17 protein-coding genes and 1 pseudogene are annotated in these 21927 nt (G+C 64.1%); 10 read left to right on the forward strand and 8 right to left on the reverse strand.

Annotated elements, in window-relative coordinates:
• Positions 1-5 precede the first annotated feature (5 nt).
• Together SJY26_RS02535 and SJY26_RS02540 are read left to right on the forward strand one after the other, a co-directional pair.
• Positions 6-632: a class I SAM-dependent methyltransferase gene (locus SJY26_RS02535; protein WP_396594592.1), complete on the forward strand. Its 627-nt coding sequence runs from the start codon at positions 6-8 to the stop codon at positions 630-632.
• Between the two features lie 270 nt (positions 633-902).
• Positions 903-1238 carry a hypothetical protein gene (locus SJY26_RS02540; protein WP_396594593.1) on the forward strand — a complete coding sequence of 112 codons (336 nt, stop codon included), beginning with the start codon at positions 903-905 and terminating at the stop codon, positions 1236-1238.
• A 3-nt stretch (positions 1239-1241) separates the two neighbouring features.
• On the opposite strand, the gene SJY26_RS02545 is transcribed toward SJY26_RS02540, so the two are convergent.
• The gene (locus SJY26_RS02545; RefSeq protein WP_396594594.1) at positions 1242-1865 is read right to left on the reverse strand and encodes a TlpA family protein disulfide reductase; all 624 of its coding nucleotides are present in this window, start codon (positions 1863-1865) and stop codon (positions 1242-1244) included.
• Here SJY26_RS02545 and argH point away from each other — a divergent pair.
• The 4 genes from argH to SJY26_RS02565 all read left to right on the forward strand — a co-directional run bounded on the left by argH (position 1864) and on the right by SJY26_RS02565 (position 5439).
• Positions 1864-3288, forward strand: coding sequence for an argininosuccinate lyase (argH, locus tag SJY26_RS02550; protein ID WP_396594595.1), 1425 nt, complete (start codon positions 1864-1866; stop codon positions 3286-3288). The genes SJY26_RS02545 and argH overlap by 2 nt on opposite strands.
• Positions 3289-3299: 11 nt before the next feature.
• Positions 3300-3539 carry a hypothetical protein gene (locus SJY26_RS02555; RefSeq protein WP_396594596.1) on the forward strand — a complete coding sequence of 80 codons (240 nt, stop codon included), beginning with the start codon at positions 3300-3302 and terminating at the stop codon, positions 3537-3539.
• A 4-nt stretch (positions 3540-3543) separates the two neighbouring features.
• Positions 3544-4818: a diaminopimelate decarboxylase gene (gene lysA / locus SJY26_RS02560; RefSeq protein WP_396594597.1), complete on the forward strand. Its 1275-nt coding sequence runs from the start codon at positions 3544-3546 to the stop codon at positions 4816-4818.
• Between the two features lie 72 nt (positions 4819-4890).
• On the forward strand, positions 4891-5439 hold the full coding sequence (locus SJY26_RS02565; protein ID WP_396594598.1) for a DUF7010 family protein: 549 nt from the start codon (positions 4891-4893) through the stop codon (positions 5437-5439).
• Between the two features lie 9 nt (positions 5440-5448).
• Here SJY26_RS02565 and SJY26_RS02570 read toward each other — a convergent pair whose 3' ends face one another.
• A complete protein-coding gene (locus SJY26_RS02570; protein WP_396594599.1) occupies positions 5449-6360 on the reverse strand; it encodes an alpha/beta fold hydrolase in 912 nt (303 codons plus the stop codon).
• Positions 6361-6467: 107 nt separating this feature from the next.
• Here SJY26_RS02570 and SJY26_RS02575 point away from each other — a divergent pair, with 107 nt between their 5' ends.
• Both SJY26_RS02575 and SJY26_RS02580 read left to right on the forward strand, forming a co-directional pair.
• On the forward strand, positions 6468-6983 hold the full coding sequence (locus SJY26_RS02575) for a surface-adhesin E family protein (protein ID WP_396594600.1): 516 nt from the start codon (positions 6468-6470) through the stop codon (positions 6981-6983).
• A gap of 100 nt (positions 6984-7083) precedes the next feature.
• Positions 7084-8661 carry a leucyl aminopeptidase family protein gene (locus SJY26_RS02580; protein ID WP_396594601.1) on the forward strand — a complete coding sequence of 526 codons (1578 nt, stop codon included), beginning with the start codon at positions 7084-7086 and terminating at the stop codon, positions 8659-8661.
• Between the two features lie 539 nt (positions 8662-9200).
• Here SJY26_RS02580 and SJY26_RS02585 read toward each other — a convergent pair.
• The 6 genes and pseudogenes from SJY26_RS02585 to SJY26_RS02610 all read right to left on the reverse strand — a co-directional run bounded on the left by SJY26_RS02585 (position 9201) and on the right by SJY26_RS02610 (position 16593).
• The gene (locus tag SJY26_RS02585) at positions 9201-9902 is read right to left on the reverse strand and encodes a trypsin-like peptidase domain-containing protein (RefSeq protein ID WP_396594602.1); all 702 of its coding nucleotides are present in this window, start codon (positions 9900-9902) and stop codon (positions 9201-9203) included.
• A gap of 91 nt (positions 9903-9993) precedes the next feature.
• A complete protein-coding gene (locus tag SJY26_RS02590; RefSeq protein ID WP_396595799.1) occupies positions 9994-11958 on the reverse strand; it encodes a hypothetical protein in 1965 nt (654 codons plus the stop codon).
• 330 nt (positions 11959-12288) lie between these two features.
• Positions 12289-12666: pseudogene (locus SJY26_RS02595) on the reverse strand (TniQ family protein); the annotation flags it as partial.
• Positions 12666-13727, reverse strand: coding sequence for an ATP-binding protein (locus SJY26_RS02600; protein WP_396594603.1), 1062 nt, complete (start codon positions 13725-13727; stop codon positions 12666-12668). The pseudogene SJY26_RS02595 and the gene SJY26_RS02600, both read right to left, overlap by 1 nt.
• Positions 13724-15775, reverse strand: a complete 2052-nt coding sequence (locus SJY26_RS02605) for a hypothetical protein (protein ID WP_396594604.1) — start codon at positions 15773-15775, stop codon at positions 13724-13726. Before SJY26_RS02605 ends, SJY26_RS02600 begins: the two co-directional genes overlap by 4 nt.
• On the reverse strand, positions 15775-16593 hold the full coding sequence (locus tag SJY26_RS02610) for a Tn7 transposase TnsA N-terminal domain-containing protein (RefSeq protein ID WP_396594605.1): 819 nt from the start codon (positions 16591-16593) through the stop codon (positions 15775-15777). Before SJY26_RS02610 ends, SJY26_RS02605 begins: the two co-directional genes overlap by 1 nt.
• 596 nt (positions 16594-17189) lie before the next feature.
• Between SJY26_RS02610 and SJY26_RS02615 the strand changes: the two genes are divergently transcribed.
• The gene (locus tag SJY26_RS02615; protein WP_396594606.1) at positions 17190-17516 is read left to right on the forward strand and encodes a hypothetical protein; all 327 of its coding nucleotides are present in this window, start codon (positions 17190-17192) and stop codon (positions 17514-17516) included.
• Between the two features lie 460 nt (positions 17517-17976).
• Positions 17977-21915, forward strand: a complete 3939-nt coding sequence (locus SJY26_RS02620; RefSeq protein ID WP_396594607.1) for an NACHT domain-containing protein — start codon at positions 17977-17979, stop codon at positions 21913-21915.
• Positions 21916-21927 lie beyond the last annotated feature (12 nt).

The raw sequence follows: 21927 nt of genomic DNA on the forward strand, positions 1-21927 counted from the left end.
GCGTCATGTCGCCAGACAACAGCCTCGTTTCCGAGCCCGTAGCCCAGTCCGAGCGGCTGGTCCTCCATGTCGGCCCGGGCGTGCCCAATCCACTCAAGCTGCATGTCAACTTTCGCCAGCCGGGCTGGCGGGAGATTCGCCTCGATATTGCTGAAGCCAACCAGCCAGATATCGTCGGGGACATGACCGACATGCATGCGGTGGCATCCGGCTCAATGGATGCCGTATATTCATCGCACAATCTCGAGCATGTTTATACGCACGAGGTCCCGATCGTCCTTGCGGAGTTCCTCAGGGTCCTGAAGCCGGGCGGTCATGTTCTGCTGACCTGCCCCGACCTTGTGGCAACCGCCCGCGCCATTCTTGATCACGGACTGACCGGCACCGCCTACCAGTCCCCTTCCGGCCCCATCACACCACTCGACATCCTGTACGGCTTCGGCAAGGCGGTCGCGCGGGGTAACCTGTACATGGCCCACAAGACGGGCTTCTCAGTAGAGTCCCTGAAGGCCGTCTTTGAAAAGGCGGGCTTTGTGCAGATCGAGTGCAAGACAGGCCGTAGCTTTGATCTGTGGATCAGGGCTTTCAAGCCCGGTGCCGGCAAGACCCCGGCAGTCGCCGCAGACGCCTGACTATGGCCGGGGCGACCGTGTGGCGGGCAATGAAGCGCGGCGGCGACGCCTCCTGCGCCAACGCCGACCTGTCGGTTGGCCTGCCAGATCCCAGACCAGCAACCCCAGCAGGGTTGCGATCACCAGACCGCCCAGCATCACCATAGCGCCGCTCCCGATCGTCCTGACCCGTTAACCTTAGCCGATCTCATGCTGCAGCGCACCATGGTCGCAACTCAATGTGATCGGTGGCGTTTATGGCCAAGGTTCAACACCAAACGAGGGCTTTCCATGATCATGCGTCTTTCCCCCCTGCTGGCCCTGACCGCAGTGGCCACACTCTCCCTTGGCACCATGGCCTGCACGGAAACCGAGCAGGACCGGACGGCCGTCGAGGCTGATGCCGCAGGTGACAATGTCGAGCAGGCGACGTCCGAAGCGGGTCAGGAACTGAGGGAGGGGGCCGCAGCGGCCGGCGAGGTGCTTGAGTCCGGCGCGATGAAGGCCGCCCAGGCGGTCGAGTCCGGTGCCGGCAATCTGGCTGACCGGCTCGAGGCCGAACAGGCCGAGGCTGCGGCCCAGGGCCGGCCGGGCGCGGTCGACCCCGTCACCGACGAACGGCAGTAGGCCTCAGGCCGGTTCCGCGAGGACGGCGTCGATCAGGGCTCGCGCCTCGGTGCCGGCCCAGTCGGCCTCGCCGGCAAAGGCGGCACGGATCCGCCCCTGACGATCCAGCAGGATCGTCTGGGGCATCTTGCCCTTGCCCGGGAACTCGAACGGCAGCTGGAAGCGGGTGTCCCCGTAGAAGGGGAGCGGCTCATGCACGTCGATGAAGCTCCTGGCATCGGCGACCGCGTCCGCCCCAGTGTCCACATTGATGGGCAGCACAACCAGATCACCGTCCGGATAGGCCTCGGCCAGGGCGGCGATCGTCGGCATTTCGGTCCGGCAGGGCGCACACCACATGGCCCACAGGTTCACCAGCACCACCTTCCCCCGGAAGTCGGCGAAGCGAACGTCGGTGCCCGCCCGGTCCTGAAACACATAGTCCGGTGCCACGACGAGCACCGCCGGGGTCTCCAGCGCGGCCAGCCCGCCGACGGCGAACCGCGACAGTTCGCTTTTTTCCGGCTGGGCCGCAGCGTTCACTTTGAAAGGCCCGGCCTCCAGCGTGTATAGGGCACCGATCGTCCCGCCGATCAGCACGCCGACAACCAAGGCGGCGATCACGACCTTCCTGATTGAGCCGTTCATGCCCCACTCCAAAGCCCCGGCACCGTCCGGAGAGACGCCTTCGTCCGGCCAGACACTATGGGGTGGACGCTTTTCCGCCAAGCCTGCCGATATCATGCAGGCCATCAACGTCTCGATCGGGGTCGATCAGCGCCTGTGGGCACAGGATCTGCGGGGGTCGCGGGCCCATTGCCGCATGCTGATCGCCGGGGGCATCGTAAGGGTCGAGGACGGCGAGGCCATCCTGTCCGGGCTCGACACCATCCAGGCCGAGATCGAGGCGGGGACGTTTCCCTTCCGCGATGAATACGAAGACATTCACCTGAATGTGGAGGCCCGGCTGTCGGAGCTGATCGGCGAGCCTTCGGGTCGCCTGCACACGGCACGCAGCCGCAACGACCAGGTCGCGGTCGATTTTCGCCTGTGGGTCCGCGACGCCTGCGACCGGTCGGTGGCACAGCTTGAGGCCCTTCAGCGCGCCCTGCTCACCCGGGCCGAACAGCATGCCGGCGATCTGATGCCCGGCTTCACCCATCTGCAGACGGCCCAGCCGGTGACCCTGGGGCACCATCTGATGGCCTATGTCGAGATGTTCGGCCGCGATGCCTCGCGCTTCGCCGATGCCCGGACGCGGATGAACGAGAGCCCGCTGGGGGCCGCCGCTCTGGCCGGATCCCCCTTTCCCATCGATCGCCATGCAACGGCGGCGGCCCTCGGTTTCGACCGCCCGATGGGCAACAGTCTGGACGCCGTCTCCGACCGCGATTTCGCGCTCGAGACCCTGGCGGCCGCCTCGATCTGCGCGGGCCATCTGTCGCGCTTCGCCGAGGAGATCGTGGTCTGGATGACCCCGATGTTCGGCTTTGCGTCCCTGCCCGACGACCTGACGACCGGCTCGTCGATCATGCCGCAGAAGCGCAACCCGGATGCCGCCGAGCTGGTACGGGCCAAGACAGGCAGGATCCTCGGGTCATTCGTGGCCCTGTCCACGGTCATGAAGGGCCTGCCGCTGGCCTATTCCAAGGACATGCAGGAGGACAAGCCGCCGGTGTTCGAGGCCATGGACGCCCTGGACCTCGCCCTGACCGCCATGACCGCCATGGTCGCGGCGCTGCAGCCGAACACCGCCCGCATGGCCGAGGCGGCCGGCTGGGGCTTCTCCACCGCCACCGATCTGGCCGACTGGCTGGTGCGCGAGGCCGACCTGCCCTTCCGTCAGGCCCATCATGTCACCGGGGCGGCGGTCAAGCGGGCCGAGGCCCTTGGCGTGGGTCTGGCGCAACTGCCGCTCACCGAATTGCAGGCCCTGCATCCCGGCATCACGGAAGCGGTTTACAAGGTGCTCACCCCTGAGGCTTCCTGCGCCAGCCGCCAGAGCTTCGGAGGCACCGCACCGGAACAGGTCCGGGCGCGTATCGCCGACTGGAAGACGCGTCTCGCGTGAAGGACATCGCCATGACCAAACTCCCCGCCCTCGGTGCTGTCGCCCTGATCGCGCTGCTCGCTGCCGGTTGTGGCCGCATGGCCGATCTGGAATCGCCCGCCCCGCGTCAGACCGAGCGCGCGCCGCGCGACGCCCGCGCGCCCCATCTGCCGGACCCGGCGACGATCAACCGTCCGTCCAGCCAGCAGCCGATCGACGGCGGACCGTCCAATCCCTTCGGCGGCACCGCCGCCGGCCGCGATCCGCAATAGAACCTTGGACCATTTCGAACTGCGGGGTGGCGAACTTCACGCCGAGGGCGTGCCCCTGTCCCGCCTCGCGACCGAGGTCGGGACGCCGGTCTATGTCTATTCCACCGCGACCCTGACGCGGCACTACACGGTGCTGCGAGACGCCGTGGCTGCCCACCCGACCGCCTTCGGGGACGCGCTGATCGCCTTTGCCGTCAAGGCGAACTCCAACCTGTCGGTCCTCGCCACCCTGGCGCGCCTCGGCTGCGGGGCCGACACCGTGTCGGAGGGCGAGATTCGCCGGGCGCTGAAGGCCGGTGTCCCGCCCGGAAAGATCATCTTCTCGGGCGTCGGCAAGACCGACGCTGAACTGGCCTATGCGCTCGATGTTGGCGTGCGCCAGATCAATGTCGAAAGCCCGGCCGAACTGGACCGGCTGATCGCGGTCGCGGCCGGCAAGGGGGCGGTCCCCGACATCGCCATCCGGGTGAATCCCAAGATCGGCGCGGGCGGCCACGCCAAGATCACCACCGGCGGCGAGGGCGACAAGTTCGGCGTTCCGGCCGACGAGGCGCTGGCCCTGTATGCCCGGGCCGCCGCCAGCCCGCATGTGAATCCCGTGGGCCTGGCCTGTCACATCGGCAGCCAGATCACCGACCTGGCCCCGCTGGAAGCGGCCTTCCGCCTGCTGACCGACATGACCCGGACCCTGCGGAGCCAGAACCTGTCCGTGACCCGGCTGGATCTGGGGGGCGGGCTGGGCGTGCCCTATGCCGGCGGGGCGCAGACCGCTTCGCCCGCCGACTACGCCGCCATGGCCGCCCGGGTGCTGGAGGGACTGGAGGTCGAGGCGGCCTTCGAGCCCGGCCGGCTGCTGGCCGCCAATGCCGGCGTGCTGCTCAGCCGGGTGATCCAGATCACGGACCGGGCGGATGGACGCCGTTTCGTGGTGCTGGACAGCGCCATGAACGACCTGATCCGCCCCGCCATGTACGACGCCTTCCACGAGGTGAAGCCGGTCACGCCCCGACCGGGCCCCGACCGGGCCTGCGACATCGTCGGGCCGATCTGCGAGACCGGCGACACCTTCGCCCGCGACCGACTGCTGCCGCCGCTCGAGGCCGAAGATCTGGTCGTCTTCAGCGGTGCCGGGGCCTATGGGGCGGTGATGTCCAGCGAATACAACACCCGGCCGCTGGTCCCGGAGGTTCTGGTCGACGGCGACCGCTGGGCCGTCGTTCGCGCCCGCCCGAGCTGGGACGAAATGCTGGCGCGCGAGGCCGTCGCGGACTGGCTCTAGAGTCTGTCCGGCGACGAAAGCTTCACCGCAAACGGCACGAGTGTTAGCAAGGCTGCAACGGGGGAAGCGACCATGGATATCTCGACAGCCCAGCGCGATATGGCGAGCGCTCACGTCGGCGGGGCCCCTGGCGTTCTGGTGTCGGGGCTCGTCTGGCTGATCGCCGGCTGGCTGTGGATGAACCAGGGGGTGGTGAACGGCTTCTACGGCCTGTTCGTCGGCGGGATCCTGATCTTTCCGCTGTCGCTGCTGGCGTCCCGCGTCCTTTTCCGGGCCCCGGCAGGGATGAAGGGCAATCCGCTGGAGCGACTGGCGCTGGAAAGCACATTCATGCTGATTGCCGGGATCCTGCTGGCCTGGTGCTTCCTGCGGGTGGCACCCGAACTGGCCTTCCCGGCCATGGCGGTGGCCATCGGCGTCCGCTATCTCGTCTTCCGCACGGTCTACGGCAGCGTGATCTACTGGCTGCTGGGCGGTGCGCTCGCGGCGTTCGGCGCGTGGGTGGCCATGATGCCCACCGAACTGCCGATGAACTTCGCCCTGATCGTCGGCGCAATCGAGGTCTGTTTCGCCCTCGTCCTGTTCGTGACCGGCCGCGCGGCCGGGACCACCCCCGCCTGATCCGCGCGGTTAACCCAGAAACCGGTCCACGGCCGCCAGAAACCGCGCCGGCTGGTCGATCATGACCATATGTTCCGCCCCCTCGATCCGTTCGAAGCGAGCCGGTCGCGACAGGTTGCGGTAGCCGGCCTGGAACAGGGCATCCAGATGGGCGCGCGGACTTCGGTTGTCCGGGCTCCAGCCGTAGACAACCGTCACCGGGGCCACGATGTCCGGCAGCCGGTTGCGCAGGTCCGTGGTCATGACCTCATACAGGCCCTGCGCCAGAACCTGACGGTCGCCGCCCTGCCAGCCCAGATTGCCAAAGACGCTGTCGGCCGCCCCGCCCAGCTGCGCGCCCAGCGCATTGCCGCGCGTGTGCAGGGCCTCGTCGCCCAGGAATAGCAGGGCCTGATAGGCGATCCGGGCGAGGGGCTCGACGTCGCCGACCGTGGCTCCGGGGCTGATCAGGGACGGAAAGAAGGGGGTGGCGTCCACGACCATGACCCGTCCGGGCGTCCCGCCGCGCCGGTCGCGTCCGGCATCGGCGGCGGCCTGCAGAGCGACCAGACCACCCATGGAATGGCCGATCACCGCCGGCCGGTCGAGCTGCCGCGTAGCGATGTAACGACGCAGTTCTGACGCGACCGGAGCGACCAGCGCCCCCGTCGAATTGGCCCCGACCGGCACATCGCCGAAGCCCCGGATCGAGACCAGATGGACCCGGTAGCGGTCATCCAGCCGATCCGCCGTCCGGGCCCAGACCTCGCCCGTCGAGGCCAGTCCGGGGATCAGGATGATGTCGGGTCCGCGGCCCCGGGTCTGGACCACGATCCGGTTGGAGACAAAGGCGGCGTCGGCAGTCTGGGCCACAGCAGGGCCTGAAGCGAAGACGACCGGAGCCGCCACCAGCGTGAAAGTCAGGATCAATGTGCGCAGCATGGTGAGACCCTGAACGCCGATCGCGGCCATTGGGGGGCACCATGCCCCTTGATCTGTGGCTCGGGCAGGCGTGAACTGTCACGCTGGATAGTCTGGGGAGGCAAACCATGAACTCAGGATCAATTCTGGCCGGATGGGTCATCGCCCTGGCCAGTCTGGCCATGGCGGGCCCGGGTCTGGCCCAGGACGCCGTGCCGCAGGAGGAGATCCTGATCCCTCCGGCCATGGCGACCTCGTCCCAGGCCGAAGGACCCCAGTGGCGGGTCTTCTCGCGCGGCGCGACCTCGACCTTCCTGATCGACCCGTCCACCGTTCGCCGGGACGGAGATGAAATTCACGTCAGCGTTGCCCGCGTGCCCCTGAACTCAGCACCCGGAGACTACAGCCATGTGGTCGATGATTTCGCCGTTCGCTGCAACGCTGATGAGTCCCGCCTGACCGCCTCGGCAGAGGCCTATGAGGACGGCGAACTGACCGAGGGCATTCCGGTTGACGAGCCCTGGGGCGACATCCGGGCGGGCAGTTTCGACCAGGGAGTCCAGCAGGTCGGGTGCGGTGAGGCCACGCCGGTCGGCGACCCGTTCGCCAGCATTCGCGCCTATATCGACGCCGGGCGACCCTAGACGCGGGACGGCGGCAGAGCCTGCCGCGAGGCCCCTGAAAGGTTGCAGTTCACGGCGGCACGGCTAGTGTCTGTGATATTGTATCATTGGGAGGTTCCACATGTCGCTCGCCCGAGCCCTTGCCCTCGCCCTCGCCGCCACGCCGATCGCGATCGCGGCTGTACTGGCAACGCCCGTTCTCGCGCAGGGAACACCCACGCCGATCCGGCCCGTGAATTTCGCCGTCTCGGCCCAGCCCGGTGGCACCCTCGTCCTGCCCCTGCGGTCGGTCGCAGACCTCTCCGTCCGGGCGGGCCTGCTGGATCCGGCGGATCTGGCAATCGTCACGAGAGCTCTTGCTCAGGCCAGCTTCGGCTATGGCCCCCGCGACACCCTCACCCTGCGTGGTCTTGAGGCCTGGGATCGGGTCATCATCATCGGCCTGGAAGGCGAGGCCCCCGCCGCCCAGACGGCCGGGATGGTGGCCGGCCGCGCCCTGGCGACGGTCGAAGGTCCGGTGACCATGGCGGCCGCGGGACTGGATGACGCGACCGTGGCCGATCTGGCGACCGGGTTCGGCATCGGCGGCTATCGGCCGGATCTCTACAACACCACACGATCCGCCCCTGCGACCACGCCGGTGACGGTGGTGACCGACGCCGCTGGAGCCGGCACCGCCTATGCGCGGGGCGCTGCGCTGGTGGAGGCGATGCATCTGGCCCGCGATCTGTCCAACGAGCCCGCCAACATCCTGTATCCGGAGACCTTCGTCGACCGGACCCGCCGCGCCTTTGAGGGTGTCCGTGGCGTCGAGATGACCGTGCTGGACGAGCGGGACATGGCCCGGCTGGGGATGGGGGCCATCCTGGGCGTGGGCCAGGGCTCGGAGCGTCCCCCGCGGATGCTGGCGGTGCGCTATCGCGGATCCGGTGCCCCGGCCGGCGGGCCGGTGGTTCTGGCCGGCAAGGGGATCACCTTTGATACCGGCGGCATTTCCATCAAGCCGTCCGCCGGCATGGGAGCCATGAAGATGGACATGTCGGGCGCGGCGTCCGTTGTCGCCGCCGTGCTGGCCCTGGCAAAGGCCGGAGCGCCTGTCGACGTCGTGGCCGTGGCCGCCCTGGCCGAGAACATGCCCGACGGCGGGGCCAGCCGTCCGGCCGATGTGCTGACCGCCTACAACGACCGTACCATCGAGATCATCTCGACGGACGCCGAGGGCCGGCTGGTGCTGGCCGACGCCGTGGCCTGGGCCGACGCCACCATGGATCCTGCCGCGATTGTAGACGTCGCCACCCTGACAGGCGCGGTCAGCACCGCCTTGGGCGACGACTACGCCGGGCTGTTCAGCCGCCACGATGCCCTTGCCGACCAGCTTGAGGCGGCCGGCCGGACAACGGGCGAGCGGTTGTGGCGGCTGCCGCTTCATCCGACCTATGTCCGCGACACAAGCTCCTCCATCGCGGACATCAAGAACTCGGGTGACGGGGGGGCCGGGGCCGGCACCGGGGCCCATTTCATCGGCTTCTTCGTCCGGCCCGAGACGCCCTGGGCCCATATCGACATCGCGGGCGTCGACAATGGCTCGGCCGACGCGATCCAGCCCGGGGGTTCCACCGGCTACGGGGTGCGATTGCTGGAAGCCTTCGTCCGGGACTTCCAGCCTGTCCCGCGTGAACCGGGCACGGGCGGCGGCTGACCGGAACGTCCAGACGAGAAGCGTCAGGGCCGGGTCATCCCCTGCCCTTGGTCCGAGTCATAAAATCTGAGACCTCCGCGCTTTGATTTGAATCAGGTTTTCGCGACAAGATTCACAATCCGAGAGAGCGACGATCCAGAGTATCTGAGACTGCGGCTGAATATGATCACAACCTCTGAGAAACCCCTGTGCGTGATCACAATGCCTGAGGAAATTGGCGCTCTCCTCGCCCTGACTAGAACTCGTCGGGGCAAAAGGGAGCTCTGCACGGAAAGGACCCTGATCCGCCCCATTCGCTGGAGCACCCGCAGCTGGAGTTTCCTGGCCGGTCGACCGTTATCCTTCGGATGAAGCTAGGGAAGCTGGCAGCTTCTTTGAGACAGCCTGATCACTCCCACAAAATTGGACCGGGTCAGGAGAAGATCACATCAGCTTGCCGCACCCTACGCAGTGCCCCCTGCGGGGCTCAACAAGATATCCACCGTAGGCGCACGCGAGGACGGTTTTCCTTGGACACGCTGTGCATCTCCTTTGGTTACCTAGCCGCTGGGCGGAAGACTTTCTAACGGCTGCCCCACTAATGACGGTGCCCAAGACGCAAACACGTCGCCTGGAACGGCCAAACCCACGCTTTGGGTATGGTGTCCGGAGCGTTCCCCCACGTAAATGCCCATGCACTTCCACGGTCCACGCCCGATACTGGTCATAAGAATCAGGGGCGCGCCGGAGCAGCACGAACCGAAGACTTCGCTGAGCTCCAAAAAGGAGCTTCCCTTGAAACTGCTGTACGGCAAAGCCCAACCTAGTCGCCGACGGACATACCCCTGTCTAAAAATCAGGTCCGGGTTCACGGTAGCAACAGCACCAGGTTGGGGAGGCTCCCCACCGCTTCGGTCCTCCTCGGCCACGTAGTCCGGGTAGCCCCAACCATGATAGACGGCGCTCGACAACTGAACGTCACCCGAGACCTGCACGATTGACGGGCCCACCGCTCGGCCAAATCGAACAACAGCGACGTCGTGTTCGGGGTGAACCTCGCAGTCCACGACAAGTTCTGAATGCCAAGTACTGCCGACTACAAAAAGGCCCACAAGAGGGCCGCGACGAGCCGCCTGGTCGATCACATGGCCAGCTGTCAGGGCAACTGTCCCATCGCCCAAAAGGAACCCCGTTCCGCAAAGTTCAAAAATGTCGTTCAGGACGCTGCCCAATGGGAAAACTCCGTCGCGGATGGTTGTCATGACCGGAACTCCTCAGCACGGCCGGCAGCGTACCGGACCAAGACAGATCGACGAAGCCAAGAAGCCGCCGAGAACCGCCGGCTCTCCCTGATTAGAGTTTGTCGGGGAAAAGGGAGCTCTGCTCGGAAAGGACCCCAGCTGCGGTAACCCACCGCTCCAGGAGCTGCCCCTCGTCGTAGGATGATTTTTCCCAAAGCGCGTGGATCGGGCGTTCCCCGGGCCATATCGGTTTCACATCAAGCCGCGCCAGATTCCGGTTCACAGATCTGATCGAGAGTCCAAGTTTAGAGGCGAGCTTGGGCGTGAAGATGTAGCAGGACGAGAATGCGTGGACGTCTGCTTCAACCACAGTCAGGATTTTATCCGTAGCTGAGCGAGTCGATGCCCGAATGTATCCGGCCTCAACGGCGGCCCGGAGGCTGAAGCTGTTGGTGCCAAGAATGCCGGTCGCCGTATGAACATACATGGCACCCGGCAGAAGGCGCGGGCTACCTAAGGGACGGGGTTCGAGCAATTTGGCACCGACGCAGCGCGGGGGCGAAGAGGGCCTGCCGCATGGCAACATGTACTGTGCCGCGAAATCGATCTTTCTGACATCTCGGCGGCGCCAGCACATCTGGACGCGGCTCTGCGCGCCGGGCGAGAGGATGGATTTGATGCCGAGCGAGAGAAGCCGACGGGTCACGCCAACCGCGTTAAGCCCATGCAGTCTCGCGAGCTCCGAGCTGGAGACGTACTTTCGCTCGAACGAGGCCGCAGATGTCTTTGTCACACCACGAAGGTGTCCGGAACGTGTGAGTTCGGTGGCCTCAAGAAAGCCTGCGATCGCCAGGTGCCGAAGCGTCTCCTTGTCGATCTGAAGCAGCTTTGAAAGGTGCGTCAGGGATATGTTCCCCTCCGGTATCGATCTGCTCGGCCGCCGAACGAGCTTCTTCAATCTAGCGGCCTTGGGCGCTCTACAAGGCTGACCGCACCCGGTGAGCCACTGCTTCGAAAAGTCGACAGCCTGGACATCTGACAGCAGCCAAAGGGCCGTGATCTTCTCAGCGTGAGCTGTCGCAAGCACCGGAACAATGCCGAGTTGCTTCAGGCGTCGAGTCACCGATGTCGGGGCGATGCCGAGGCGATCGGCCACCTTCGCTGCTGTGGTGATCGTACTAGACCAGCGCTGCACTTCCGACGCGGACACTGCCATGAGATAGCCTTTTCGCCAGACGGCGGCGGTTCCTTTGGCCTTCACCAACACGGCGAGCGTTTTGTGACCGACCGCCAACTGCTGGGTCGCCTTTCTCGCCGTCATCATTTTCTCCTGAGAGTCTGATCGGCTCAGGGATTCAATCTCTGCCCCGTCCAGATAGATGTTGGCCAAACTGTTGGTCCCATCGGGACCGAACCATGCCGCTAGACGTCCGTCTCGAATTCCCTGAATGAGCGTCAGGAACGGTAGCGTCCTCAGCTCCGTCAGCCGAGCCGAGGTTTCGGTGATTGGCCGATCTGCGTTGACAAGGTTGGTGCAGAATTCATGCAAGACTTTAGTGTTGTAGCGCTTCGTATGGCTGATAATTTGCTCCGCGGCGACCAGGCCGGCGCGGTCGAGCATCCGTAATTTCACTTTCGAAATGCCCATGACCATCGCAGCTTCCACGGGGGTGAGGAGCGACGCGAGATGTCGCCTTAGTTTCTCCACCCCGTCCGCCCGAATGGCGCGGTAGACGCGCCTGCCCGACGACCGCTGCACCGCTACAACCTCGCCTGCCTCCACGAAGTCCCAGATTCTGGGCATGCGGATGCCAAGGGTCCTCGCCGCCTGCGATGCAGTAATGTAGCGAGCGGTAGTCGGGCTGACGCAAAAGTAGCTCTCGCGTCGGAGCAAGAAGCCCTGCCAATTGCGGGAGAAGAAATCCCGCACGCTGTCGATGACGAAAGGACAGACATCTTCGAAGGTGTTCCGGATCCGGACTAACTCGGGACCGAACTCTTTGTGAAGGCCGATCCTCGCGCCAGAGCGATGAAAGCGTTCGGTTGCCCAGCGCTCAAATGTGGTTCGCCAGTCCAATACGAAGGGTGCGCCCGCCTCTATGACGGTCAGGGAAGCCGGGAGTTCAGCTCGGGAATTGTAAATGGATCTCCGCTGGCGAGGCCCTCCCAAAAGGGACGCTCCGAAGAACCAGCAAAGGGTGGAGATTCCGCCAACTGAAGTCTGGGAGCAGGAAGCGCTCTCAGGCGCTTCGGCGGTGTGAGCGAGCCGCTCCGCGACCTGTAAGACGCCCGCAGGCGCCTTTCTCCCACTGGTCCAGCGATGCCCGCAGTCGCAGCAATCCAGGCGTCTTCGCAACCAATTTGCAGGCCGCTGACATTGGGAGCATCGGTCAGTGAGCAATGTTCCGTGGCGGTGGCAGGCAGCGTAAGATCTGAGATGCCACAGCCTCGATGCGTATCCCCGTTCCTCAAGGCAGGCCGAGCAAACCCTCGCGCCATCTGGGAGCAGATGCACCCGGGCAATAGTTTCGCCCGCGAAAGTCAGGCCTTTGGCACCTTCCTCAGACGGCGCAAACGAAGCTGCTTGCAGGTCAGCTTGGCGAGAACCGCCAAGCGCGCTCAAGGCGTACAGATCGACTGGCCTGTTTTCGAAGCCAGGCGTCAATCCTGCACGCTGTAGCAGGTGCATAGACTTGAGCTGGTTAGCGTGGCTCAGGCGCACAACGTAGCCGCTCAGGCTCTCATCCGCTTGGATAGGCCCTCGGATAACAAGGTGGCCGCCCATCAGAGGATCAGGTGCTTGTTTACGGCCTGGGCTCTCCGCCCCTTTGACTGCGAGGTCGAGGAATCACCCTTGATCCGCTTCTTCGCGATTTTGATTTCGTAGTCGTCGTCTAGCGGTGGCGGCGGTTGTGGGACGAAAGTCCGACAGAACGGATTCTGCATCCCATTCTTTTCCAACCGAAAGGCACCGTCTGCAGCCTCCTTGAGTAGCGCCAGGTCAATGGTGGTCTTGCCATTTCGCTTCATGAGACGGGTGCTTTTCAGCAGCACCTTTTTGACCCCACCGACCAAGCCTTGCGAGAGGTAGAAAAAGCGGAAGGCGATGTCATCGTCTTCAACATCGAACTCAAGCCGCACCGGTGCCAGGTCGCGGAAAGTCGCCAGAACTCCGATGAAGTTATCTTGGCCGGCAAAGTCAGGGTCGCCGTTTGGTAGGAACCATCTGTACGGTTCGAGCCGGATTTCCGCGTCCCATCTTCGCTCTATCTGACGATCTGCGTCGAACAGATGGCGAAGATTACCCAAGCCAAGCAGGATGATCCCGACTGAATTGATCTCATGTCGAGACTTGATCCAGTCGATGAGTTTGTCCGACACCACAGTGCCTGATCGTTCAACAGCCCGTTGCGCCTCATCGATCAGGATCGCAGCGGTCTGGTTCGCCGCCACGAACCGATCAACCCGATCACCCAGGGTGTACTCATCGCCGCGATTCCAGAACTCGTCGCCGTAAGCCTTCAGAAGCTCTCGAGCCAAGCCCTTCACGGTCGGCGAGGACGGCATGGTCGCAACGAGCAACTGATGGCGATCGGCGGTCATCGTAAGCCCGCCTAACAGCTTTACCTGCGCTCCATTCGGCACAGGCGGATACTGCCCAATCATCCGGTCCTTGAGCGTAGACTTTCCAACGCCAGAAGGGCCGCTGACGTGGATGCACGGTGCCGTCAGCGTTGGCCAAAGCTCGATCAGGTCACGGGTTTCTCCCATGGCGTAAGCGAAGTTTGGATGGTTGACGAAGATCGCGTCAATCTCGTCGTATGCATCCTTCCAAAAGGCCGTCATGAGCCGCGCCTGCCGAGGAGGCGGTCGCCGTCGAAAGCTGGGATGGTCCGTTTCCGCTCCGGAACAGCGATGGGGGCGGACGGAGAAAGTGACGGGTTTCGGGCTTCAACTTCCGGCGTCGACAGCGGGTTCAACGTCGAGCCAGCGAAAGGCCCCGACATCTTCTGCAGTTCGCCGTCATGGTTCAGATTGTTGAAGGCATGTTGTGTGCCTATGCCTAGAGCTCGAGCAATCAGGCTGTTTGTTCGGATGCTCATTGCGGCGGGTAGCGCGTCTGCGATCAGCTCATGCAGAAAGTCATGAGCCCGAGCGAGGTTCGTGGCAGAGACTTCGCCAAATTTTTCCCTGGCATTGCGTTGGTTCAGCTTGTGCCGGTGCAAGCTGAGCCCCTGCGCATATGTCTTGAACACAGCTTCCGCCCGAACCCACCCCGTAGGGCGATTGGGGATACGCGCATGAACGTAAGCAAGGTTGGACGGGTCGAACTTGATCTCCACCCCAAGCTTCTCACCATGTTGCCTGCGCAGCGCCTGGAGCTCGGGAGACTGGAACCACAGATTTTCCAGACGAACGCCTCGGTGATCAAGGCGACCCGAGCGAACGATACCGAAGACAAAGTCCAGGTCGTGTGATCGCGGGAGGAAATCGGGCGGAAATTCGCGCGTGCCTTCTTCCCATGCCGCTGCGGGAGACTTGAGAAGCATGCCGCGCGGCTCCTGGAGGTAGATATCCACCAGCCAGACGTGGAGCAGGTAAAGGAGGTGACGAAGTCCTATGCATCCATGTTTTTGGGGGTCGTACTCGTGCATACCCTTGCCGAGCACGAAGCCTGGAAGCTCTCGCAATATCGTCTGGTTGAGCAGGTTGAACATGCCTTCAACCCTCGGCTTGAACCACGGGGTTCTGGGCGTCGCGTACTGAATCGACATCTTCAAATCGAGGCCGAGCGCTTCGATGGTATTGCTCCACTGAGACAAACCGTTATCGAACGTCACCTTTCGAGGAATGCCGGCGGGCGCATATGTGTTTGCGATATCTGGGTACTCCCGCGCGACGTAGGCTTTGGGGAGGCAGCTGTGCCTTAGCGCGCTCGTGATCGTCAGATCACCTGGCGGCTCGAATCCCAGATAGAATCCGGTCGGCGCATCCGAATAGACATCGACATACCAGGACAGCCAAGGCCGCCCGAGCGGGATGCCCAAGGACTCCTCGAAAACGAACATTGGCACGCGCGTTTCATCATACTCGGCCAAATCGAGACACGCGTGCGGCTGGGCCAGGCCGCGCCCACCGCGATAGAGGTGCCTTGCGGCGTTCTTCCCGCCGACGACAACTGATCGATCCTCCGCCGAGAACTCCTTCCATACTCGGTGAAATGTTGAGGGCGATGGTGCGCTCAGGAGTGGTTGGCTACCGCCAGTCTCACGCCGGCGAGCGTTCTCCGACTGAATGCGGCGCCGCGTTTCCCGCTGCATGCTTTTCAAAGTGGCGACGGGCGCGGCTCCGACCTTTCGGGTCTGATGCGCGGCTAGGATTTGCTCGCGCACGACTTGCCTGGCGATTGCCACGCCAGAGCAGTGGCGGCCCTTCGGCCCCATCTTATTCCCGGCCAACCCCTGGGTGCCTCCCCGTTCCTCCGATTTCTTCCAGCGATAGTACGAAGCGACCGAGACCGGTTTGGCGAAACCTAGCGCATCGCTCACCTCAGCGAGCAAGCCCGCCAGATCAGCACGATTGACCCGATGTCCTCTCAAGCGCGCAGCGGCAGCTTCCAGGAATCTCGCGCGACTGAGCACTTTTTCCTGTTGGCGTTGAGACATGTCTCGAACGGGAGTTGCTGGCTCAGCGCGGCCGTCAGAGTGAGTGGGTGCCAAGGACAGGTGATTGGCCTCGTAGGCAGCCGCCATGTCATTCCAGGGCCACTCAACCAGTCGGTTTGTCTCGATATCGACAGCTTGCCACGCCCCATCGTCGAGACGGTTGACCAGCCGATAGCGCCGGCCATCGAAATCAAAGAGCGTTCCGATGGAAAATGAAGCGAACCGCATCAGCGACCGTCCTTGGGGCGGCCCAGCGACACCGGCGATCCCGGGGTCAGCGGGATCTCGAGGTCTGTCTGCACCCAGCCGTCAGCCAAGGCGCGGAGCATCCTGGGCCAACTGGTGCCTGGAAGCGCGGATATCGCCTCTTCGATCGTCAGCGGGCCTCTTCGCAGCACGGCTTCAAGCGCGGCGGCAGCGCCAACCGCCAACGGCTCATTCCGCCTCATCCTAAGCAGGAGTGCGACGTTGTCGGCCATCGGGCGGCGAAGGATGTGGCGCTCGGTCAGGACTTCATACTGAAATCCCAGGCCGGTTATCGCAGCAGCGATATGGGGCCATCGCGCTTCATTTTTCTCGCTGCGCGCGTCAGTTTCCCATTTGACCTCGACGAACGAAGCCACACCATTCGTCTGGTAGTACAAGTCCGGAGTGTGGCGACGCTTTTTGCCCTCTCCGTCTTGGTACGTGATGCTGATGGGCTGCTCGAGATACCTCCAGACAGCGCCATCAACCTCACACCGCTCGCACAGCCTCAGCTCGAGATGGGACCGTGTCCGCACTGTTCGTCCCATTTTCGAGCTCGCGAGCTTGCCTTGCCAGCCGCGCGAAGCGCTCCGGCTTCGCCGGGTCTCGAATACCTCTGGGTAATCGCCCAAAACGTCGGGGAACAGTTCCGGGTGGCGTCGAAGATCGATGAGCGGCCCCGTTCCTATCGTCGGCAGCCAAAGACGACGAACGGGCGGAATCTGGTATTCGAGCAGCGGCGAAGATGGCTGCATCGCCAACGCGCGCTCGATCAGTCGTGTTTCGGCGGCGCTGCTCATAGGAGGCCTTCCCGGAGCAGTGAAGCCGCTCTCTTCCCGCCCGCAAGGTTGGCGACGGTTGCTATCGTAGGTGCCTGCCCGATGGGCAGCAGGGTGCGAGGATGGACGTGACCCATCTGGCTTCTCCTTGATCGACGATGCGTTGGGACCAGGCCAGCCGGGATCATCGCGCTTCTCTAGAAGCGTGTTGACTTACTGCTCGATCAGGGAGACCATCCGTCCATCGTCTACCACAACGATTGGAGCCGGAAGGCTTCCCGACCGAGCCCTTGGCCTAGCCTGGGGCTCGAGTTGTATCAGGCCTAAAGCTATGAAACTGCGTGGTTTATGGCGGGTCCATCGGGTACGATCCTCTGCTGCTGAGCCGAACGTTCGGCCTGAAAGCGTTAGCGACTCGACATGCGGTCGAGATTGCGACATGAGGATTTTTGCAAGACTTTCTCTTGGAGTCACAGAATAAATTTGTAGGTCGAATACGGCAATTTCGACAAAGTCGCGTTGATATACGATCGTATATATTTGCGAATGCTGTGTAGATCTTGGTTTTAGTTCACAGGTTTTGAGCCGACCAATAACTGCGATTGGGGATCGTATCGATGGCCGCAGGCGACGACACCTCAGATGATCCCGGTGTGGAGCAGGTCGGCGCGCCTGTGGAGGCTGCCCAAACGGGCGGCCGCACTCTGTATGAGATCCGCAAGACCCTCCGGCTCACTCGGGGCGAGGTCGCGAAAGCTGGCGATATGACGCGATATCGAGTCGCCAAGATTGAGCACGCTGAGGACGTGGCGGTGTCCGCGCTCTACACCTACGTCAAGGCGCTTGGAGGGTCACTCCAGTTGCGGGCGGAGTTTCCCGACCGGCCGACCGTTGTCCTTCGGATGAAGCGAGGGAAGCTGGTAGCTTCTTTGGGGACGGCCTGATCGCCCCCACAAAGTCAGACCCGGTTAGAGGCCAAGGACGCATGTCCGCAATCTCACTGGAGGCGGCGTGGTTGATCGTCAGCAAACTTGGTGCGCAAGCGAGTCCCTAGAGCGCCGCAGTGTTCCGTTGCGACCGCCGTCGGGCATCCGCAGGGACACCCTTAGTTCGATAAGGATGTTCTCGGCGAAAGAGGCAAAGCGGCGATCGGAGCAATGGGGGCGGCGACAATGACGTGGACCACACTCGGACTAAGTCAGATTCGCCTTGCCGTGGAGACCCGACCTAGTGAGACTCTTGTGGTGAAGACGAATCTCGACACCTGCTGATCCTGATGCGCGTGGAGTTCCAGCGGGTCGCTGAAGTGCGCAACACCTCCTTCGGGGCGACGTCGACCCGTCGTCTGGGCCGCTTTTGCAAGGAGCATCTGGAGGGGCCGCGCACTGCGGAAGGCGGAGACACGTGACGGCAGTTCTCGTCAATCGCACCTTGTGGTTCCAGGACGAGGGGAAACGAAAGGTCGTTGACCAATCATTCCTGACCTCGGACTCGCGCTCGCTTGTCGTGCTCGGCGAAGCCGGAATGGGGAAGTCGACTCTTCTCAACCAGCTGCGGGGACAGCTCGGCTATGAGGTGTGCACCGCCCGCGCGCTGATCACCGCCCCAGATACAATCGCCCGCTTTGGCAGAGCCCAGACACTGGTCATCGATGCGCTCGACGAGGTGTCGGCGGGGCAGCAAGGGGATGCTGTTGATCTGGTTCTCAACAGGCTGGGCGTCCTAGGCTACCCGCGCTTCATCCTTTCTTGCCGCGTCGCGGACTGGCGCAGCGCGACCGCCTTGCAAGGCCTGTCGGACCTGTACGGAGAAGCCCCCGTCGAACTCTATCTGGAGCCCCTCAACCGGCAGGATGCGGTGGAGGTTCTGAGCCAACGCCTCGGCGACGACGCGGCAGAGAATGCCGCAGTCTCTCTGGAGGCTCAGGGGCTGTCCGGGCTTTGGAGTAACCCTCAGACCTTGAGCCTGGTCCGGGAGGTCCTCGGCCACGGTGCCCTTCCCACCTCCCGCGGTGGACTGTTCGAGGCCGCGACCAATCTCCTTCGCAAGGAGCACCGCGACGAGAAGATCGGGGCGAAGCTTTCAGGCCTCGGGGAAGACGCAGTCCTGGACGCAGCCGGGGCGGCGTTCGCCACTCTAATCCTCACGGGTCAGGAAGCGGTCACGCTCCGCGTCAACGCCAATGCCGAAGACGTTCCGCTCAGCGCGATCGCCGAACTCCCGAACGCCGGGGCCATTCGGGACATCCTAGACTCCCGGCTCTTCGTCGCTCTCTCCAGTGACCGGTTCACCTATTCCCACCGGTCGATGGGCGAGTTTCTCGGGGCCCGCTGGCTCGCGCGCTGCGCGGACACACCGCGCAAGCAACGCCGGCTTCTGGGCCTGTTCAACGCTCCCAACCTCGTACCGACCAGCCTGCGGGGGCTGCACGCCTGGATCGCGTGGCATAGCACTGAACTAGCGGGTGATATCATCGCCGCCAATCCCATGGGCGTCATCCAGTACGGCGACGGAGACAACCTCACCCTCGCTTCGGCGACCCGTCTGCTCGACGCGCTTGAGGCGCTGGCGGCCAAGGACCCTTGGTTCTGGGACTGGAGCGACTATCGCCTGTCCGGTCTTGCCCAGCTTCCGCTGCTGCCTCGGCTCAAGGCGATCATCACCTCGGCCGAGCGCGAGTTCGGTCTACGGCTTCTGGTCCTTCAGGCCGTCAAGGGATCGGCTGTGTTGTCGACCCTCGTCGACGAGTTGGAAGCGCTGCTCCTTGCGCCTGACACGGCCTTCGCGCTGCGCAGCGAGGCGGCCGACCGGCTGCATGAGCTGGGCCCGTCCCGGAACTGGCCCGCGATTGTTGAACACCTCCTGACGCAAGGCGACGAAGACGCGATCCGACTGGGCGTGGAAATCTTGGAGCTCGCGGACTATGCGGGGTTTAGCGACGACGTGATCGGCCGCGTTGTCACAGCTCAGCTCGGCCTTGAGAACCGCACGATCGGGATCCTCTACAGGCTGCAGAGGAAATTGCCGACTGACCGAATCGGTCCGCTCCTCGACGCAATAGCCGTCGCCGCGTCCGCAGTTGAGGACGAGCCGCACGACAGGTTGCCCCACTACACGGATCTCGCCCAGGCGCTCCTCGGCCGACTCCTCGTCGACCAAGCCGTGGCACCTGAACAGCTGTGGCGATGGCTCGAGCCCCTCGGCCGTCATGAGGGATATCAGCGCGACGCTAGAGACGCGGTGGCCGAGCGGTTGCGGGCCGATGACGGTCTAAGGCGCGCCGTGCAACGCCGGGCGCTAATCGACCAGCCGGTTGACGGCAATCTTTGGCGCGCCGCCTTCAGGCTCAGCGAACGCTCGCCGGGGCTGACGCCGGATCAAGGCGACATCATCGCTCTCCTAGACCTGCTGGCACCTGACGATCCGCGCTGGCGCGACGTAGTCTCAATCGCCCGCCATAGTGCCGATGAAGGCGCAGCGGTTCGTCAGGCCGCCCGGCGGTTCGCCGCGGGCGCCCCCGAAGACGAAGCGTGGCTCGACAAGCTCGAGCATCCCGACACGCCGGAGTGGCAGGTCGATCAGGACAGTCGCCGGAGTGCGAGAGAGGCCAAGAAATTGGCCGAGTGGGAGAAGCACCGGGCCGGGTTCCTTAGCGAGATCGACGAGCTGCGGGCCGGAACCTTCCGCCTCATCGTGAACCCGGCCAAGGCCTATCTCAAACTGTTCGCCGACATGGGCGACGAGACTTTGGACGGTCCCGGACGTCTCCAGGAGTGGCTCGGCCCGGAGCTGCGCGACGCCGGCCTGGCCGGCTTCGAGGCCTTTCTCAGTAGCACTCCAGTCAAGCCGAGTGCTGTTGAGATTGCGGAAAGCCATGCGGACGACAAACGTTGGACCGCCGCCTATGTGATCGTGGCGGCTCTAATCGAGAGACACCGCACGGGGCGGGGCTTTGCGGACCTGCCGACCGAACGGGTCATGGCCGGTCTCATGGAGATCCGCTCAAGCCGGATCGACGATCACGCCGGGGTCCCGGACCTCGATCGAATCCTAGGCGATGAGCTGCGCCGGCGCGGTGCCTGGGAGGAGGCGCTGAGGCTCTACTTCGAACCCCAACTCAAGCGCGGGCGCACTCACATTGACGGCCTGTATGGCCTGATGCGGGAAACCCAAGACTCCTCCCTCGCGACGCGGTTCGCCGTGGAGTGGCTAGAGCGCTTTAAGGAGATGTCTCCCGCCACCGAGGCTGAACTGGTTGATCATCTGCTGCCAGTTCCCGAGGCCAGAGAGGAACTCAGTGCGATCGCCTTGGAACGGCGGGCGCGCGCCTTTCCCGACGCGGAACGTCGTCTGATCTGGGACACGGTCGGCCTTCTGATCGATTTCGAAAGAACCCGCGCCGAGTTGGAGGCGGGAGGAGATCTCTCCCCCGAACTGCTCTGGCATATGCGGACTCGTATCGGGAGCCGGCGCGAACAGGGGCGTCAGGTCGAGCTCAAGCCGGAGCTGGCGCTATGGCTGTTGAGGCGCTTCAGAATCCAGTTTCCTCGACGGAGCCGCCCCGAGGGGATGTCGACCGGCGACGACAATGATTGGAACGCGAGCGAGTTCATCTCGGCCCTGATTAAGCGCCTCGCCAGCGATGTCTCTGACGAAGCGGTCGCGGCTATGGCCCAACTGCTTGGCGATCGGCAAGATCCCTACACCGAGCTCGTGCGGTCGGCGTCCGCCGAACAGGAGCGCAATCGCGTCGAGGCGAGGTGGCGTGCACCTGACCCGAAGGCTGTCAGTGCGGTCGTCCGGGACGGCGCGCCAACAACCGCCCTGCAGCTGCAGGCAGTGCTGCTCGAAGAGCTGGGGGAGGTTCAGCGCAAACTTCGCAGCAGCGATGTCGACTGGTATCGCGACTTCATTGACCATGGCGTGCCGCGCGGTGAGGAGGACTGTCGCGACAGTCTGCTGAAGATGGTGCGGCCTTTGCCGTTCGGTATAGACGCCCAGCCCGAGGCCCATCTGGCCGACGACAAGCGGTGCGACATCTTCTGCCAACTCGGCGACCTCGGCGTGCCGATCGAGATCAAGGGACAGTGGCATCGCGACCTGTGGGTCTCAGCCGACGCCCAGCTCGGGCACCTCTATGCCCACGACTGGCGGGCCGAGGCCGGCATCTATCTCGTGCTCTGGTTCGGCGAAGGAACGTCCAAGCCGCTCAAGGCTCCGCCGGCCCGCGAGCCTAAGCCGACGACCGCTGCCGAGTTGCGAGAAGCACTGATCGCGAGGAGCGCCCAGGCGGGGACCGGGCGGGTCGCTATTGTCGTTCTCGATTTCGAACGCCCCGCCTAATGGCCCGGCGTG

The organism is Brevundimonas sp. R86498 (assembly GCF_044598075.1).
Classification (GTDB): Bacteria; Pseudomonadota; Alphaproteobacteria; order Caulobacterales; family Caulobacteraceae; genus Brevundimonas.